At 71.9% G+C, this 14,007-nt stretch carries 14 protein-coding genes; 8 read left to right on the forward strand and 6 right to left on the reverse strand.

Annotated features, from left to right (window positions below; translation table 11 throughout):
• Positions 1-4: 4 nt before the first annotated feature.
• The 6 genes from VM685_RS00410 to lpxB are packed head-to-tail and all read left to right on the forward strand — an operon-like array spanning position 5 to position 4,998.
• Positions 5-667 (forward strand): OmpH family outer membrane protein, encoded by a 663-nt coding sequence (locus VM685_RS00410; RefSeq protein WP_325458124.1) that lies wholly within the window; start codon positions 5-7, stop codon positions 665-667.
• A gap of 46 nt (positions 668-713) precedes the next feature.
• On the forward strand, positions 714-1,739 hold the full coding sequence (gene lpxD, locus VM685_RS00415; RefSeq protein WP_325458125.1) for a UDP-3-O-(3-hydroxymyristoyl)glucosamine N-acyltransferase: 1,026 nt from the start codon (positions 714-716) through the stop codon (positions 1,737-1,739).
• Positions 1,729-2,202, forward strand: a complete 474-nt coding sequence (gene fabZ / locus VM685_RS00420) for a 3-hydroxyacyl-ACP dehydratase FabZ (RefSeq protein ID WP_325458126.1) — start codon at positions 1,729-1,731, stop codon at positions 2,200-2,202. Before lpxD ends, fabZ begins: the two co-directional genes overlap by 11 nt.
• On the forward strand, positions 2,199-2,996 hold the full coding sequence (gene lpxA / locus VM685_RS00425; RefSeq protein ID WP_325458127.1) for an acyl-ACP--UDP-N-acetylglucosamine O-acyltransferase: 798 nt from the start codon (positions 2,199-2,201) through the stop codon (positions 2,994-2,996). Before fabZ ends, lpxA begins: the two co-directional genes overlap by 4 nt.
• On the forward strand, positions 2,996-3,835 hold the full coding sequence (gene lpxI, locus VM685_RS00430) for a UDP-2,3-diacylglucosamine diphosphatase (RefSeq protein WP_325458128.1): 840 nt from the start codon (positions 2,996-2,998) through the stop codon (positions 3,833-3,835). Before lpxA ends, lpxI begins: the two co-directional genes overlap by 1 nt.
• Positions 3,832-4,998 carry a lipid-A-disaccharide synthase gene (lpxB, locus tag VM685_RS00435; RefSeq protein ID WP_325458129.1) on the forward strand — a complete coding sequence of 389 codons (1,167 nt, stop codon included), beginning with the start codon at positions 3,832-3,834 and terminating at the stop codon, positions 4,996-4,998. The genes lpxI and lpxB overlap by 4 nt, the downstream gene beginning before the upstream one ends.
• A 42-nt stretch (positions 4,999-5,040) precedes the next feature.
• On the opposite strand, the gene gltA is transcribed toward lpxB, so the two are convergent.
• Together gltA and gltX are read right to left on the reverse strand one after the other, a co-directional pair.
• A complete protein-coding gene (gene gltA / locus VM685_RS00440) occupies positions 5,041-6,324 on the reverse strand; it encodes a citrate synthase (protein ID WP_325458130.1) in 1,284 nt (427 codons plus the stop codon).
• A gap of 55 nt (positions 6,325-6,379) precedes the next feature.
• Positions 6,380-7,783 (reverse strand): glutamate--tRNA ligase, encoded by a 1,404-nt coding sequence (gene gltX / locus VM685_RS00445; protein ID WP_325458131.1) that lies wholly within the window; start codon positions 7,781-7,783, stop codon positions 6,380-6,382.
• Between gltX and VM685_RS00450 the strand changes: the two genes are divergently transcribed.
• The gene (locus tag VM685_RS00450) at positions 7,761-9,974 is read left to right on the forward strand and encodes a ComEC/Rec2 family competence protein (protein WP_325458132.1); all 2,214 of its coding nucleotides are present in this window, start codon (positions 7,761-7,763) and stop codon (positions 9,972-9,974) included. The genes gltX and VM685_RS00450 overlap by 23 nt on opposite strands.
• Positions 9,975-10,060: 86 nt before the next feature.
• Here the strand turns inward: VM685_RS00450 and lexA are convergent, their stop codons facing one another.
• The 4 genes from lexA to VM685_RS00470 form a co-directional block, all read right to left on the reverse strand.
• A complete protein-coding gene (gene lexA, locus VM685_RS00455) occupies positions 10,061-10,750 on the reverse strand; it encodes a transcriptional repressor LexA (protein ID WP_325458133.1) in 690 nt (229 codons plus the stop codon).
• A gap of 133 nt (positions 10,751-10,883) precedes the next feature.
• The gene (gene trpC / locus VM685_RS00460) at positions 10,884-11,675 is read right to left on the reverse strand and encodes an indole-3-glycerol phosphate synthase TrpC (RefSeq protein ID WP_325458134.1); all 792 of its coding nucleotides are present in this window, start codon (positions 11,673-11,675) and stop codon (positions 10,884-10,886) included.
• A complete protein-coding gene (gene trpD, locus VM685_RS00465; protein ID WP_325458135.1) occupies positions 11,672-12,691 on the reverse strand; it encodes an anthranilate phosphoribosyltransferase in 1,020 nt (339 codons plus the stop codon). The genes trpC and trpD overlap by 4 nt, the downstream gene beginning before the upstream one ends.
• A 19-nt stretch (positions 12,692-12,710) precedes the next feature.
• Entirely contained in the window at positions 12,711-13,301 is a 591-nt protein-coding gene (locus tag VM685_RS00470; RefSeq protein WP_325458136.1) for an aminodeoxychorismate/anthranilate synthase component II, read from the reverse strand.
• An 80-nt stretch (positions 13,302-13,381) separates the two neighbouring features.
• On the opposite strand from VM685_RS00470, the gene VM685_RS00475 reads away from it, so the two are divergent.
• The gene (locus VM685_RS00475) at positions 13,382-13,570 is read left to right on the forward strand and encodes a hypothetical protein (protein ID WP_325458137.1); all 189 of its coding nucleotides are present in this window, start codon (positions 13,382-13,384) and stop codon (positions 13,568-13,570) included.
• Positions 13,571-14,007: the final 437 nt, after the last annotated feature.

The following is a 14,007-nucleotide window of genomic DNA, read 5'->3' on the forward strand; positions in this document are numbered from 1 at the left end:
CATCATGACTTCCAAGATTCTCGCCGCGACCGCCTGCGCCGCCGTGGCCCTGAGCGCGGGCTCCGCGTTCGCCCAGCAGGCCGCGGCCCCGGCCGCCCCGGCGGTGACGCACGGCCCGGCCGCGCCCGGCGTCTGCATCCTGTCGGTGCAGGGCGCCATCGCCGGCTCCACGGTGGGCAAGTACGTCGACACGCGCATGCAGCAGATCGTCCAGCAGGTGAACGCCGAGCTGAACGGCGAGCGCACGACCATCGAGAACGAGGGCAAGACCCTCGAGGGCCAGCGCGCCACCCTCGATCGCACGACCCTGGAGCAGCGCGCCTCGGCCCTGCAGGTCCGCGCCAACGCCCTGCAGCGCAAGGCCCAGCAGCGCGAGCGCGAAGTCGCCGCGACCGAGCAGAAGGCCGTCGGCCGCGTGGGCCAAGAGATGGAGCCGCTGATCCGTCAGGTCTACCAGCAGCGCCAGTGCTCGGTGCTGCTGAACCGCGACGCCGTGGTCATCGCCAACCCGGCCATGGACATCACGCCCGGCGTGATCACGGCGCTGAACGCCAAGATCACCCAGTTCGCCTTCGACCGCGAACGTCTGGACCAACAACCCGCGGCTGCGCAGACTGGCGCGACTCGCGCTCCGGCCGCCACGCCGGCGCCCGCCACCCGTCGCTAAGCCGACCGGCCGAGAAGGCGCGGGTCGCGCCCGTTCCCAGGACGTCATGCCCGACCCGCGCTTCTTCGAGGACCTTGGCCCAGTGGCTCTGGGAGAGCTCGCCGCCCTGACGGGCGCGGAGCTCTCCGACCCGGGCGCGGCCGATCGTTCCATCCGGGGCGTGGCGATCCTGAGCCAGGCCCGCGCCGACACCATCACCTTCCTCTCCGACCGGCGCCACGTGGCGGCCCTGGCCGAGGCCCGGCCGGGCGCCTGCTTCATACCGCCGAAGCAGGCCGAGGCCGTCCCGAAGGGCTGCGTGGGCCTGCTGACGCCGTCGCCGCAGTCGGCCTATGCGCTCGCGGCACAGCGGCTCCACCGCCCGCGCCGCAATCCCGGCCACGAGGCCGTCTCCGCCGACGCCCGCCTGGAGGAGGGCGTCGTGCTCGGCCCCGGCGTGGTGGTCGGGCCCGGCGCGCAGATCGGTCGCGGCACGGTGATCGGGCCCAACACCGTCATCGGTCCGGGCGTCGCCATCGGCCGCGACTGCGAGATCGCCGCCAACGTCACGATCGGCTTTGCCCTCATCGGCGACCGGGTGCGCATCCTGGCCGGCGCGGTGATCGGCGAGCCGGGATTCGGCGCGACGGTAGGCCCCAGGGGGCTGATGGACATCCCGCAGCTGGGCCGGGTGATCCTGCAGGACGGGGTGACGATCGGCGCCAACACCTGCGTCGACCGCGGCGCCTTCGACGACACCGTGATCGGCGAGAACACCAAGATCGACAATCTGGTGCAGATCGCCCACAACGTCCGCGTCGGGCGCAACTGTGTGATGGCGGCGCACACCGGCATCTCCGGCAGCGTCATCATCGGCGACGGCGCCCAGTTCGGCGGCCGCGCCGGTGTGGCCGACCATGTGAGCATCGGCGACGGCGCGCGCGTGGGCGCGGCGGCCGGCGTCATGAAGGACATTCCCGCGGGTGAGACCTGGGGCGGCATGCCGGCCCGGCCGATCCGCAAGTGGATGCGTGAGACTGCCTGGCTCGCCAAGATGGCGGCCCGCAAGGAAGGACCCGAGAATGAGCCGTAAGGCCCCGGTCAACGACGGAACCGGCGAGATCGACATCACCGAGATCCTGTCCCGCATCCCCCACCGCTACCCCTTCCTGCTCATCGACAGGGCCGAGGAGTACCGGGCGAACGAGTCGATCGTCGGGATCAAGTGCGTGACCGTGAACGAGCCCTTCTTCCAGGGCCACTTCCCGGGCTATCCGGTCATGCCCGGCGTCCTGCTGATCGAGGCCATGGCCCAGACCGGCGCGGTGCTGATGTCGAAGTCGCTGGAGGTGGACACCACCGGCAAGGCGATCTTCTTCATGTCGGCCGACAACTGCCGCTTCCGCTCGCCGGTCCGTCCGGGCGACGTGGTCCGGATGCCGGTTCGGGTGGTCCGCCACCGCGGCGACGTGTTCAAGTTCGCCGGCCAGGCGCTGGTGGGCGACAAGGTCGCCGCCGAGTGCGAGTTCGCCGCCATGGTGGTCAACACCCAGTGAGCGTCCAGATCCATCCCACCGCCCTGGTCGCCAAGGGCGCCGAGCTGGCCGATGGCGTGTCCGTGGGCCCGTTCTGCGTCATCGGCGAGAAGGTGCGGCTCGGCCGCGGCACGAAGCTGCACAGCCACGTCGTCGTCGAGGGCTCCACGGAGCTCGGCGAGAACAACCAGGTCTATCCCTTCGCCGTGCTCGGCGGGCCGCCGCAACACACGGCTTACAAGGGCGAGGACACCCGCCTGGTGATCGGGGACAACAACCTGATCCGCGAACACGCCACCATGAACCTCGGCACCGTCAACGGCGGCGGGGTCACCCGGGTGGGGTCGGACGGCCTCTACATGATCGAGAGCCACGTCGGACACGACTGCGTGGTGGGCGACCACGTGATCCTCACCAAACAGGCGACGCTCGGCGGCCACTGCCAGATCGGCGACTTCGTGATCGTCGGCGGGCTGGCGGCGGTTCACCAGTTCACCCGGGTGGGCCGCCACGCCATGATCGGCGGCCTCGCGGCCGTCGTGAAGGACGTGATCCCCTACGGCTCGGTGTGGGGCAACCACGCCCACCTCGAGGGGCTCAACCTCGTGGGCCTGAAGCGCCGGGGTTTCAGCCGCGAGAGCATCAACACGCTGCGGGCCGCCTACCGCCTGCTGTTCGCCGACGAGGGCACCTTCCAGGAGCGCCTGGACGACACCATCGAGACCTATTCGTCCTCGCCCGAGGTGATGGAGATCATCGACTTCATCCGCGCCGACGCCACCCGGCCGCTCTGCCTGCCCGAACGCGAGGTCTGATGAGGAAGCTCGGCCTGATCGCCGGCGGCGGGAGCCTGCCCGTCGAGATCGCCGAGCACTGCGAACGTTCCGGCCGCCCCCTCTTCGTGGTGCGGCTGAAGGGCTTCGCGGGGACCGAGCTTTCGCCTTACGCCGGCGCGGAAGTGGGCGTCGCCGAGCTCGGCAAATGCTTCAAGGCCCTGAAGCGGGCGGGCTGCGAGGCCGTCTGCCTGGCGGGCAACGTCACCCGCCCGGACTTCTCCACCCTGATCCCGGACATGCGCGGCCTGGCCGCCCTGCCGGCGGCGATCGCCGCGGCGCGAAAGGGCGATGACGCCCTCCTGCGGTTCCTGGTGGGCGAGTTCGAGAAGGAGGGCTTCGCCGTCGAGGGCGCGCATGAGGTCATGGACGACCTGAGCCTGCCGGCCGGGCCATTGGGCCGATGCTCGCCGCCTGACGCGGCCGGCGGCGACGTGCACCGCGCCCTCGAGGTGGCCCGCGCCATCGGCCGGCTAGACATCGGCCAGGGGGCCGTGGTCTGCGACGGCCTCGTGCTGGCGGTGGAGGCCCAGGAGGGCACCGACGCCATGCTGGCCCGGGTGGCCGAGCTGCCCGAAGCCATCCGCGGCCGGCCGGGCGCCGCCCGTGGCGTGCTCGCCAAGGCGCCCAAGCCGATCCAGGAAACGCGGGTGGACATGCCGACCATCGGCCTGGCGACGGTCCAGGCGGTGGCGCGCGCCGGCCTGGCGGGAATCGTGGGCGAGGCAGGCGGGCTCCTGGTGCTGGACCGCGAGGCCGTGACGGCGCTGGCCGACGAGCTCGGCGTCTTCATCCTGGGCGTGGAGCCCGGGCAGCCGTGAGCGCGCGTCCGCTGACCGTCATGCTGGTCGCGGCGGAGGCCTCGGGCGACGATCGCGGGGCGGGGCTCGCCAGGGCGCTGAGACGCAGGCTGGGCGACCGGGTGCGGTTCGTGGGCGTCGGCGGCGCCCGGATGGCGGAGGAGGGCGTGCAGAGCCCCTTCGACATCTCCGAACTCTCGATCTTCGGCCTGGTCGAGGGCCTGCTGGCCTGGCGCAAGGTCGTGCGGCGTGCGGACGAGACCGCCGCGATCGCCGCGCGGGAGAAGCCGGACGTCGCGGTCCTGATCGATTCCTGGGGCTTCACGCTGCGGGTGGCGCAGCGGCTGCGGAAGCTCGACCCGAAGCTGCCGCTGGTGAAGTACGTGGCGCCCCAGGTCTGGGCGACGCGGCCGGGGCGGGCGAAGACGCTCGCCGGGACCTTCGACCACCTGCTGTCGATCCACGCCTTCGACGCGCCCTGGTTCGAGGCCCACGGCCTGCCGGTGACCTTTGTCGGCAACTCGGCCCTGAACGTCGACTTCTCGGGCGCGGACCCGGCGCGGCTGCGGCGCCAGATCGGGGCCGGGCCGGACGATCCGATCCTGCTGGTGCTGCCGGGCAGTCGCCCGAGCGAGATCGAGCGCGTGCTGCCGGCCTTCGAACAGGCCGTGCACATCCTGAAGGACGCCCGGCCGGAGCTGCATGTCGTCGTGCCTGCGGCGCCGACGGTGGCGGCGACGGTGAAGGGCCGGGTGGCCGGCTGGCCGCACCGGGCGCACGTGCTGGAGGGGGAGGCGGCCAAGCACGACGCCATGAAGGCCGCCACCGTGGCGCTGGCCTGCTCCGGCACCGTGACAACGGAGCTGGCTCTGGCGGGCGTCCCGATGGTCGTGGGCTACCGGCTGGGGCCGATGACCCACGCCATCCTGAAGCGGCTGATCAAGACGAAATGGGTGACGCTGTTCAACATCGCCGCCCAGGACTTCGTGGCCCCGGAGTTGATCCAGGACGAGTGCACGGGTCCCAGGCTTGCGGCGGAGGTCGGGCGTCGCCTTGACGATGCGGGGCTGCGCCGTGCGCAGGTGGAGCGGCAGTATGCGGCGCTGGACCGGATGGGCCGCGGCGGGCCGGATCCGGACGAGGCGGCTGCGGAGGCCGTCCTGCGGGTCGTTGGGAAAGGCTAGGGCGGAAGCGCCGGCGACCGCGAAAGCCGCCGGCGTCTGTCGTCAGCCGCGCTTTTCGACGCCGACGTAGTCGCGCTGCGGGGCGCCCGTGTAGAGCTGGCGCGGACGGCCGATCTTCTGGGACGGATCCTCGATCATTTCCTTCCACTGGGCGATCCAGCCGACGGTGCGCGCCAGCGCGAACAGCACCGTGAACATCTCCGGCGGGAAGCCGAGGGCGCGCAGGGTAATGCCCGAGTAGAAGTCGACGTTCGGGTAGAGCTTGCGCTCCACGAAGTAGGGGTCGTTGAGCGCGATCTTCTCGAGCTCCATGGCCACCTTCAGCAGCGGGTCGTTGGAGTGGCCCACCTCGGCCAGGACCTCGTGGCAGGTGGTCTGCATGACCTTCGCGCGCGGGTCGTAGTTCTTGTAGACCCGGTGGCCGAAGCCCATCAGCCGGTAGCGGCGGTCCTTCACACCCTGGACGTACTCGGGGATGCGGTCCACCGAGCCGATCTCCTGGAGCATGTTCAGCGCCTCCTCGTTCGCCCCGCCGTGGCTGGGGCCCCAGAGGCAGGCGATGCCGGCGGCGATGCAGGCGAACGGATTGGCGCCCGACGAGCCCGCGAGACGCACCGTCGAGGTGGACGCGTTCTGCTCGTGGTCGGCATGGAGGATGAAGATCCGGTCCATGGCGCGGGTCAGCACCGGATTCGGCTTCCAGTCCTCGGCGGGCACCGAGAAGCACATGCGCAGGAAGTTCTCGGCGTAGGAGAGGTCGTTGCGCGGGTAAACGAACGGCTGGCCCTTGGAGTACTTGAAGGCGCGGGCGGCGATCGTCGGCATCTTGGCGATCATCCGGTGGGCGGAGATCATCCGCTGGGCCGGGTCATCGATGTTGGTGCTGTCGTGGTAGAAGGCCGACAGCGCGCCCACAGCCCCGACCATGATCGCCATGGGGTGCGCGTCGCGCCGGAACCCCTGGAAGAACCGGTCGAACTGCTCGTGCACCATCGTGTGGTAGGTGATGTTGTGCTCGAACTCGGCGAACTCCGGCGCCGTCGGCAGCTCGCCGTGCAGCAGCAGGTAGCAGACCTCGAGGAAGTTCGAGCGCTCGGCCAGCTGGTCGATCGGATAGCCGCGGTGCAGCAGGACGCCGGCGTCGCCGTCGATGAAGGTGATCTTGCTCTCGCACGACGCCGTGGAGGTGAAGCCCGGGTCGTAGGTGAAGACATCGGCTTCGGCGTAGAGCTTGCGGATGTCCACGACGTCAGGCCCCGTCGTCCCCTTCAGGACCGGAAGCTCGACCGATTTGCCGCCGATGCCGACCTTCGCCGTGTCGCCCATGCGAACCCCTTTCGCGATTGCGAGATGAAACGCTCGTTTGCGGCCTTATAGCGTTTTACGCGGGCCTTGAAAGCGCATCGTCAAGCCGTCCAAGACTTTCGTCTTTTCCGAGAGCTACCAGGGTTCCGGCGAGGTCCGGAGCCGGCGAGCCGCCCGAGAGCACGCCCCGGAGCGCCGGTCCGAACTTGCCGATGCCGACGCCCTCGGCCTCCGCGAAACCCCGGATCGCCTGCTCGAGGCCGGGGACGGTCCAGTCCTCGCCGGCCAGCAGGTCCCGCAGGCGAGAGAGGCGGCCGCGGGTCTCGTCGCTCAGCATGCCCAGCGTCTTCTCCGGCAGGTCCAGCGGCCGCTGCTTGAGGGCGAAGACGGTGGCGTCGGCCAGCTCGAGCATGGTCTTGGCGCCGTCGCGGACCAGCGGGATCGTGCGGGCCAGCACCGGCAGGTCCGCTTCGCGCAGGTTCCAGTCGCGGCTTCTGTGGACGTTGGCGGTGAGCGTCGCCAGGCGCTCCACGGCCGCTTGCCGGATGTAGTGATTGTTGAGGTGGTTGAGCTTGGCCCAGTCCAGGCGGGCCGGCGCGCCGACCACGTCCTTGATGTCGAACCAGGCGATGGCCTGCTCGTCCGAGAAGATCTCGTCGTCGCCATGGCCCCAGCCGAGCTTGGCCAGGTAGTTGCGCATGGCCTCGGGCAGGTAGCCCATGTCGTCGAACTCGCTGACGGCCTGGGCGCCGTGGCGCTTGGAGAGCTTGGCGCCGTCGGGGCCGTGGATCAGCGGCAGGTGCGCCCAGACCGGCACGTCCCAGCCCATGCCCTGATAGATCAGCGTCTGGCGCGCGGCGTTGTTCAGGTGGTCGTCCCCGCGGATCACGTGGGTGACGCCCATGTCGTGGTCGTCGACCACCACGGCCAGGTTGTAGGTCGGCGTGCCGTCGGTGCGCAGCAGGATGAGGTCGTCCAGGTCCTTGTTCTGGAACCGCACCTGGCCCTTCACCTGATCGTCGATCAGGGTCTCGCCGTCCTGCGGACTCTTCAGCCGGACCACGAACGGCCGGTCGGGCGCGTCGTTGGGCGTCGTGTCGCGCCAGGGCGAGCGGACCACGCGGCCCTCGGCCCGGGCCTTCTCGCGCTCGGCCTCCAGCTCCTCGGCGCTCATGAAGTCCTTGTAGGCCGCGCCGCGGGCGAGCAGATCCTCGACCACCTCGCGGTGGCGCTCGACGCGGGCGAACTGGAAGACCGGCGGCTCGTCGGCCTCCAGGCCCAGCCACTTCAGGCCGTCGAAGATCACCTGCACGGCGGCCTCGGTGGAGCGCTCGCGGTCGGTGTCCTCGATGCGCAGCAGGAACTTGCCGCCGGTGTGCCGGGCGTAAAGCCAGTTGAACAGGGCGGTCCTCGCCGTGCCAATGTGCATCATGCCGGTGGGCGAGGGGGCGATACGGGTGACGACGGGTCGGTCGGACATCGGGATCGGTGAGGCTGGGGAGGCGACGGCGCCGGGCGCCTGGGCGGCGCCTCTTAGCACGCGGATTCGGAGGCGTCCTAGCCTTGCGGCGGCGCTCGCCTGGTCGCGCGCGCAGGGGCTGGCGCAAACCGACCGCTGGACGCTCTGGACGCCGGTGGCGCTGGGGCTCGGCGCGGCGCTCTATTTCGCCCTGCCGCGGGAGCCGCAGGCCTGGGTCGCCTGGCTCTGTGCGGGCGCCGTCGCCCTGCTGCTGGCGGCGGCGGCTGCGTCGCGGGTTCGGCCGCTCACGGTCGTCCTGGTGCTGGTCGCCTGCGCGGTGGCGGGTTTCGGCATGGGCAAGGTGCGGACCGAGCGGGTCTGGGCCCCGATCGCGCCCTCGGGCGGCGAGCCGCAGCGCCTCGAGGGCTGGGTGGTGGACGTGGCGAGCCCGGGCGAGGGCGGCCAGCGGCTGCTGATCGCGCCCGCCAGAGTCGGCGACTGGCCGGCCGGGGCCACGCCGATCCGGGTGCGGGTGACGCTCCGGCCCGGGACGCCGGTTCCGGCGCCGGGCTCGCCGGTCAGCCTGCTGGCCATCCTCAACGCGCCGCCGCCGCCGGCAAGCCCGGGCGCCTACGACTTCGGCCGGGACGCCTTCTTCGAGAGCGTGGGCGGGGTGGGCTTCGCGCTGACGCCGCCGGTCACCTGGGAGACCGGCACGAAGCCGCCGTGGCGCCTGAGGCTGCGGATGGCGATCAACGCCGTGCGCTGGGAGCTGTCGCGGCGGATCGTGGACGAGCTGGGACCGGGGAGCGGCGGGCTGGCGGCGGCCATGACGACCGGCCACGAGGCCTTCATTCCGCGGGAGCAGGAGGAGAACCTGCGCGCCGCGGGGCTGGCCCACATCATCTCGATCTCCGGCCTGCACATGGCCATCGTCGGCGGCTTCGCGTTCGCGGGCGCCCGGCTCCTGATCGCCGCCTGGCCGTGGCTGGCGCTGCGGATCCACGGCAAGAAGGCGGCCGCCCTGGTGGGGCTGGCGGCGGTGGGCGGCTACCTCGTGCTCTCCGGCGCGCCGCCGCCGGCCGAGCGGGCGGCGGTGACGGCGGCGGTGGCGTTCGGGGCGATGCTCGTCGATCGGCAGGCGATCAGCCTGCATGCGCTGGCGCTGGCGGCCATGGCCGTGCTGCTGCTGCAGCCGGAGGCGGTGACCGAGCCGGGCTTCCAGATGTCGTTCGCGGCGACCGCGGCCCTGGTGGCGCTGGCCGAGGCCTGGCCCAGGCCGGTGAAGGAGATCAACACGCCGTGGCCGATCCGCTTCGTGCAGGCGGCGCTCGGCTGGACGGCGGTGAGCCTGGCGGCGAGCTTCGTGGCGGGGCTGGCCACCGGGCCGTTCGCCATGCAGCACTTCAACCGCGTCTCCACCTGGGGCCTGCCGGCCAACCTGCTGGTAGCGCCGATCTCGTCGTTCCTGATGATGCCGGGGCTGGCGCTGGGCGCCGCCCTGACGCCGTTCGGCCTGGGCGACGCGCCGCTGGCGGCGGCGGGGTTCGCCATCGACCTGATGAACCGGGTGGCGGCCATGGCGGCGTCGGCGCCCTACGCCCAGCTGGTCGTGCCGAGCGGGCCGGGCTGGACGCTGGCGGCGGCGTTCCTCGGGATCCTGTGGCTGTGCCTGTGGAAGGGACCTCTGAGGTGGGCCGGACTGCCGTTCGCCCTGGCGGTGCTGCTGGTCCCCAAGCCCACGCCGCCGGACGCCTGGGTCAGCGCCGACGGGGCGACGGCGGCGGTGCGGGCGGACCGGGCGGCGGTGCTGCTGCGGCCCGACGTGAAGCTGTTCGGGGCCGAGCTTTGGGCGAGGCGGCGTGGGCTGGCTCCCGAGGCCGCGAGCGAGGCCGCCTACGACTGCGACCGCTGGAGCTGCGTGCCGACGGCCGGGGCGCCGGTGAGGGTGGCGGAGGCCTGGAACCTGAAGCGGCCGCTGAAGCCGGGACGGGTCGAGGCGATGTGCGCTACCGCCGAGGTGGTGGTGATCCGGAACGACGAACGCCCGGCGGGGTGCCGGGCGCCGCTGGTGCTCACGGGCGCCGATTTCCGGCGGGGCGGCTCGGCGGAGCTGTACCGGCAGACCGACGGGACCTGGCAGGTGACCTGGGCGCAGGACCTGCGCGGACATCGGCCCTGGACCTGGGGCCCCGACCCGCGCCGCCACTGACCGCATCCGCGCCTCCCGCCGCCCGCTTCCGGACGCGGATCAGCTCACCACGCCGCTGCGACAGAAGCGGTCGGAGACCCGCGCCGTCAGTGATAGCGGCGGATGAGGCCCACGAGGCGGCCCTGCACGGCGACCTGGTCGGGGCCGAAGATGCGGGTCTCGTAGGCCGGGTTGGCGGCTTCGAGCGCGATGGAGGCGCCCTTCTTGCGCAGGCGCTTGAGGGTGGCTTCCTCGCCGTTGACCAGGGCGACCACGATGTCGCCGGAGTTGGCGCTGTCGGTGCGGCGGATGACCACGAAGTCGCCGTCGAGGATGCCGGCGTTGATCATCGAGTCGCCGGAGATCTCGAGGACGAAGTGCTCGCCGGCGCCGAGGATGGTCTCGGGGACCGGGATGCGGTCGCGTTCCTGCTGGATCGCCTCGATCGGGGTGCCGGCGGCGATGCGGCCGAGGATCGGCAGCTCGCGGGTGTCGTTGGCGGCGACCGGCGCGGCCTGGCCGGGCTCGACGAGCTGGGGCTTGAAGGGCGCGCGGCCCTTGGGCGGGGCGGCGGCGGTGGCCTGCTGCGGCAGCTTCACCACCTCCAGCGCCCGGGCCCGGTGGGGCAGGCGGCGGAGGAAGCCACGCTCCTCGAGGGCGGTGATCAGCCGGTGGATGCCGGACTTGGACGCCAGATCCAGCGCCTCCTTCATCTCGTCGAAGGAGGGCGAGACGCCCGTCTCCTTGATCCGCTCATGGATGAACATGAGCAATTCGTGCTGCTTGCGGGTGAGCATCTTGCCGGCCCCTGAGGAACAAAGCGAAAACCTGTGGATGTTCTCTAGGTGTTCCTCGTTAATGTCAAGTTACCGTGCTAGCGCCTGATTTCGCGGCGGAATTTCCGATCGTGGGCGCAGGTATCCGGCCGACTCAGGCGCCGAGCAGGGCCTTGGTGGCGGCGGTGACGTCGGCCTGGCGCATCAGGCTCTCGCCGACCAGCATGGCGGTCGCGCCGGCCTTCTCCAGCCGGGCGGCGTCGTCGGCGGTGAAGATGCCGCTCTCGGTGACCAGCAGGGCGCCGGCGGGGGCCTGGGCCGCGAGCCGCTCGGTGACGGCGAGGTCGGTGACGAAGGTGCGCAGGTCGCGGTTGTTGATTCCGACGAGGTCGGCGCCGAGGGCGCAGGCGCGGGCCATCTCCGCCTCGTCGTGGACCTCCACGAGGGCGTCCATCCCGAGCTTGCGGGCCTCGGCCATCAGGGCGCCGGCCAGGGCGTCGTCGACCATGGCGAGGATCACCAGGATGGCGTCGGCGCCGAGCGCGCGGCTCTCGGCCACCTGCCAGGGGTCCACGAGGAACTCCTTGCGCAGGCAGGGCAGGGCGCAGGCCTCCCGGGCCGCCTCCAGGAAGGCGTCGGCGCCCTGGAAGCTCGGCTCGTCGGTGAGCACGGAGAGGCAGGCTGCGCCGCCGGCCTCGTAGGCGCGGGCCAGCGCCGGGGGATCGAAGTCCTCGCGGATCAGGCCCTTGGACGGCGAGGCCTTCTTGATCTCGGCGATCAGGGCCAGGCGGCCGGGCGCATGGGCCCGCTCGAGCGCGGCCCGGAAGCCGCGGGGCGCAGAGGCGGCCGTGGCGGCGGCCTCCATCATCCGCTGGTCGCGCTCGGCCTTGCGGGCGGCGACCTCCTCGCGCTTGTAGGCGGCGATCTTCGAAAGGATGTCGCTCATGCGGCGGCCTGGGTGATGGCGACCAGGCGGTCCAGCGCGGCCAGGGCCTTGCCCTCGTCCACCACCCGGGCGGCCAGCTCGACGCCCTGGCGCAGGGTCTCGACCTTCTCGTCCACCAGGAAGGCGGCGGCCGCGTTCAGCAGCACCACGTCACGGTAGGGCCCGGCCTCGCCGCCCAGCATCGCCCGCAGAGCCCGGGCGTTCTCGGCCGGCGTGCCGCCGGTGAGGTCGGCCAGCGCGGCGCGGGGCAGGCCCACGGCCTCGGGCGTGATGGTGAAGAGGCGCACCTGGCCGTCGCGGTACTCGGCGACGCTGGATTCGCCCGTGGTGGTCATCTCGTCCATGCCGCCGCCGTGGACCACCCAGGCCCGCTCGGCGCCGAGCGCGCCCAGCACCTGGGCGAGCGGCGAGACCCAGCGCTCAGCGAAGACGCCGACCACCTGGCGCTTGGCGCCGGCCGGATTGGTCAGCGGGCCCAGCAGGTTGAAGATGGTGCGGAAGCCGAGCTCGGTGCGGATCGGCGAGACGTGGCGCATGGCGCCGTGGTGGGCCGGGGCGAACAGGAAGCAGATGTTGGCTTCGGCGAGCGCCTTGAGCTGGGTCTCGGCCGGGGCGGCGAGGTTGACGCCCAGCTCCGAGAGCACGTCGGCGCCGCCGGACTTGGACGAGAGCGCGCGGTTGCCGTGCTTGGCGACCTTCAGGCCGCCGCCGGCCGCCACGAAGGCCGCCGCGGTGGAGATGTTCAGCGTGTGCAGGCCGTCGCCGCCGGTGCCGCAGACGTCGATGGTCGGAAAGCCCGGCTCGATGTGGATGGCGGCCCGGCGCATGGCCCGGGCGCAGGCGGTGATCTCGCCCATGGTCTCGCCGCGCATGCGCATGGCGGTCAGGGCGGCGCCGACCTGGGCCGGGGTGGGCTCGCCGCGCAGGCAGGCGGCGAAGAACTCGTCGGCGTCCTCCTCGGAGAGGGTCGCGCCGTCGGCCAGGCGCGAGAGCAGCGGCTTGAAGAGGTCGGACATGGCGCTTCCCGTGGGCCGTTCAGGCGTCGGCCAGGCGCGGCACGCCGGCGATGTCGAGGAAGTTGGCCAGCAGCTCGTGGCCGCATTCGGTGGCGATGGATTCCGGGTGGAACTGCACGCCGTGGATCGGGCGGGTCCTGTGGCGCACGCCCATGATCTCGCCGTCGTCGGTCCAGGCGGTGACCTCGAGGACGTCGGGCAGCACCTGCTTCTCCACCGACAGCGAGTGGTAGCGGGTGGCGGTGAAGGGGTTCTTCAGCCCCTTGAAGACGCCCTGGCCGTTGTGGTGGATCTGGCTGGTCTTGCCGTGCATCAGCGCCTTGGCGCGCACGACCTCGCCGCCGAAGGACTGGCCGATCGCCTGGTGGCCCAGGCAGACGCCGAGGATCGGCAGATCCTCCGGGGCGGCCTTCAGGAGATCGAGGCAGATACCGGCTTCGTTCGGCGTGCAGGGCCCGGGCGACAGGAGCACGCCCTGCGGCTTCAGGCCCAGCGCCTCGGCCACGCTCACCGCGTCGTTGCGGTGGACGACGGTCTCCGCCCCCAGCTCGTTCAGGTAGTGGACGAGGTTGTAGGTGAAGCTGTCGTAGTTATCGATCACCAGGATCATGGGGTCCTAACTAGGCGGTGAGGGGGCGCTCGCCAAGCGCCGGATTGGCGGGCGGGGCGACTCCGCCGATCATCGCGCCCATGTCCGCCCTCGATCCGGAGGCCCTGGCCCGCGCCAGGACGCTCGTCACGCCCAAGCCCGCGAAGGAGCGGGTGTGGCCGGTGCTGGCCGCCGCGACGCTGGCGGCGGTGTCGGCGCTGACCTTTGCGACCGCCATGATCATCGCCCCGCCGGTGGAGACCGAGGCGGTGGCGGGGACGGTGGAGTAGGGCTCCCGTTCGCCGCGCTCGGTGAAGAGGGAAGGAACCACGGAATACACGGACCACACGGACGGGCGCGGCGCTGAGCGTGCCAGCCGGTCGGCGTGGGGGACGTGAAATCGCGCGCCGGAGGCGCGCAGGGTGAGGCGGGCGCGGCCTGTGAGGGGGCCCGCCTTCCGTGTGGTCCGTGTATTCCGTGGTTCCATCTGGCGCGCGTCAGCGCGCTTGCCGACTCGGCTTGGGTCCCGGCTTTCGCCGGGATGAGCGGGGTCAGGAGGAGTCGGCGGGGGCGGGCTCGGCGGGGGCGCGGATGTCGTAGAGGAGGCCGGCGTCGAGGCCGATGGCGTCGCAGGCCTCGATGACCAGGATGTCGAAGTCGGCCTCGAGGAGGTCGGGACGCTCCCCGGCGTCGGCCAGGAAGGCGTCGAGCCTGCCCCAGAGCGGGT

Origin of the sequence: Phenylobacterium sp. (assembly GCF_035539035.1) — a bacterium.
Lineage (GTDB): Bacteria > Pseudomonadota > Alphaproteobacteria > Caulobacterales > Caulobacteraceae > Phenylobacterium.